At 61.5% G+C, this 2,305-nt stretch carries 4 protein-coding genes and 1 pseudogene; 2 read left to right on the top strand and 3 right to left on the bottom strand.

Translation table 11 applies throughout. The features are described from left to right. The first annotated feature begins 313 nt into the window (after nucleotides 1-313). Nucleotides 314-448: a hypothetical protein gene (locus K0B96_RS17450; RefSeq protein ID WP_255558693.1), complete on the top strand. Its 135-nt coding sequence runs from the start codon at nucleotides 314-316 to the stop codon at nucleotides 446-448. A 50-nt stretch (nucleotides 449-498) separates the two neighbouring features. Here the strand turns inward: K0B96_RS17450 and K0B96_RS17655 are convergent. Beyond that, nucleotides 499-945, bottom strand: a pseudogene (locus K0B96_RS17655) (class I SAM-dependent methyltransferase); the annotation flags it as partial. A 78-nt stretch (nucleotides 946-1,023) separates the two neighbouring features. Continuing rightward, entirely contained in the window at nucleotides 1,024-1,575 is a 552-nt protein-coding gene (locus K0B96_RS13825) for a sigma-70 family RNA polymerase sigma factor (RefSeq protein WP_220161471.1), read from the bottom strand. Between the two features lie 63 nt (nucleotides 1,576-1,638). Here K0B96_RS13825 and K0B96_RS13820 point away from each other — a divergent pair, with 63 nt between their 5' ends. Continuing rightward, entirely contained in the window at nucleotides 1,639-1,833 is a 195-nt protein-coding gene (locus K0B96_RS13820; protein ID WP_220161470.1) for a hypothetical protein, read from the top strand. A 153-nt stretch (nucleotides 1,834-1,986) separates the two neighbouring features. Here K0B96_RS13820 and K0B96_RS13815 read toward each other — a convergent pair whose 3' ends face one another. Continuing rightward, nucleotides 1,987-2,304, bottom strand: coding sequence for a hypothetical protein (locus K0B96_RS13815; protein WP_220161469.1), 318 nt, complete (start codon nucleotides 2,302-2,304; stop codon nucleotides 1,987-1,989). Between the last annotated feature and the right edge of the window lies 1 nt (nucleotide 2,305).

Genomic DNA, 2,305 nt, shown 5'->3' with positions numbered 1-2,305 from the left:
GCGGGACCCAGACAATTGTAGGGCCGAATTTGAAACTCGTATCAACAAACTGCCCCAATCGGACTTAAAGGAAGCGGAGTCGTGTTGGCTGGCCGATGCAGCAACGCCTCACATCGAGGGTCTCGTGCGAGCGACCGTCGCGCATGGTAACGCTTTTGTTCTCCGCATACCTCGGCGGCGCGGTGAAGATTTTTCATAGGACGGTCAGTCTGGAGCAAAGGAGGCCGGGGCGTGTAGCCGCGGGAGACTTGAGCAAGGGGAGGCGGCCGCGTTTCATGGTGACTGCGCACAGCGGCGCGCCGAGAGGCACCGCGTGAACGCTTCAGATTACCAACCGGCCACTCCGGAAGACGCGTTTGTCGACGACGGATTTGGTCTGCCTCAGGCGGGCTCGGTCGTCTCGGTCTTCCGCCACGTCATCGCGCAGAAATTGGGCATGCGCGGGTAATCAGCATGACCGGCAGAGCGGCCATGGTCTCCGCGCTGGGTATGGGTTCTTCAAATTGCTCCAGCACCAATCCCGCGCCGAGGAACGCCGCATGTAGGACGACAACGGCCGGTGCGAGGTGGTGAGCGGGATGCCTGCCCATTCCGCGTGTTCGGCGCGTTCGACCATGGAGTTGCCCATGGTCCAATGCAGCTTGTTGCCCTCGGCATCGCGCGCCACAGCAGTTTCGAGGCCGTGGTGAAGCCATTGAGATTCGACTCCGGGGACCTCCCGCCGGGCCGTAACACACGCGTCATTTCCCTGAGCGCCGCACGAAAATCAGGAATGTCCAGCAACGCCACATAGCACACCAACAGATCAATGCTGGCGTCAGGCATGCGCATCGCTTCGCCGCCGCCGTCATGAAACACGCCTTCAGGTTTGGGTGCCCGCGCCGCCGCAATCAACGGCCGGGTCGGGTCCACCCCGATCATGCGTGCGCCCCGTGCCGCCAACGCCTCGGCGTAGAGCCGAGCACAGGCAGGTGTGCGGCGGACCTGTCCTCCAGAAACGACGTCTTTGGCGTGCTCGGCTTATCAGGCGCAGTCGCAAACATTCAGGCACCGGCAGTCGCCACAGAAACGCACGAATTTTCTGCGCAACTCTTCCCGGGCGCGATGCAACGTGACGCTCGCGTTGTTCGGCGTCATCCCGAGAGCGCCTGCGGCCTGAGCCACCGACTCTCCTTGCAGTTCCACGCGACGAATGAGGTCGGCGTGAATCGGCTTGAGTGCCGGCAACAGCCGTTCGACGCAGGCGCAAATCTGGCGGTCGACCTCGACGTCGTCGGCCAAGATGGCCGTCTCCGCCGCCCAACGGTCGTCGCGTGTGGCGGCAGCGTGGCGGCTGCGCACGTGATCGATGATCGCGTTGCGCAAAAGTTGATAGAACCACGCCACCGCTTTCTCGCCGTCTTTTATTTCGTCCGCACGGCTCAACGCCTTCACCAGGCCATTCTGCAGCAAATCCTCGGCATCGGCTTCGTTGCCGACGCGGGATGCAAGGAATGCTTTGAACGCCCGGCGATGCGCCACGAGTTGGGCGATCACTTCGTTGGCGGAGGGTGAACTCGATTTATCGGCGACCATGGTAAGGACTGAAGGTAACGAAGAAACTGAGGCGGCTTAAAGACCGCCTCAGTTGGGTTGCATTTGCTTTCGATCGTTCAGGACTTCCGGGATTTCAAGGGCGCGTGTGGTTCGCGGCAGTCGCAACCGGCCATGCCGCAGGTGCAGGTAGTGGCGCAGGTGCAGATCGGGGTGCAATTGCAGCTGCAGTTCTGGCAGTTGCAGGAATCATTGGACGAGACGGTGGATTTGGTAGGATTTGTTTTCATGGGTGATTGAGTTTCATCCCTGTCGACGGAGTCATTCGCGAAATCTTACAGCGACTGGGCGAGAATCGCGTGCGCCGCTCGAAAAGGTGAAGGGTCCACGGTTGGCCTTTCGGGGCGTGCAACCGGGCACGATAGAGCTGCAGCCCGAGCCAGATGCCCGCGGTCACGTCGTAGGCAGAGCAAACGCCCGGCCACCACATCGGCACTTCGCCGTTCTCGATGGCGTGTCGTGTCCGTTCAGCGCGGTGACGATGAACCAGAAGCTGTTTTTGAAGCCGAGGGCGGCGAGGGTCGCGAAACCCAGGTCGATGCCGGCGGCGACGAGAACCGCTGCCTCGCCCCCGATGGCGGCGAACAGCACATGCAGGAATGTGATCACGATCATGACCGTGGGGTAAAATGCGCGGTCGCGATCCAACCCAAACCACTTTGCGAAGACGCCAACCGCGAGGGCCGAGCTGATGCCAATTGAAATAGCCATG

This window comes from Horticoccus luteus (assembly GCF_019464535.1).
In the GTDB taxonomy this organism is placed as follows: Bacteria; Verrucomicrobiota; Verrucomicrobiia; order Opitutales; family Opitutaceae; genus Horticoccus; species Horticoccus luteus.
The sequence above is the reverse complement of the archived record's forward strand: the minus strand, read 5'-3'. Positions and strand labels throughout refer to the sequence as shown.

Bases quoted from the DNA above. Each gene is read 5' to 3' on its own strand.
- K0B96_RS13825 (WP_220161471.1), bottom strand. From the start codon at position 1,575: ATGGTCGCCGATAAATCGAGTTCACCCTCCGCCAACGAAGTGATCGCC.
- K0B96_RS13815 (WP_220161469.1), bottom strand. From the start codon at position 2,304: ATGGCTATTTCAATTGGCATCAGCTCGGCCCTCGCGGTTGGCGTCTTC.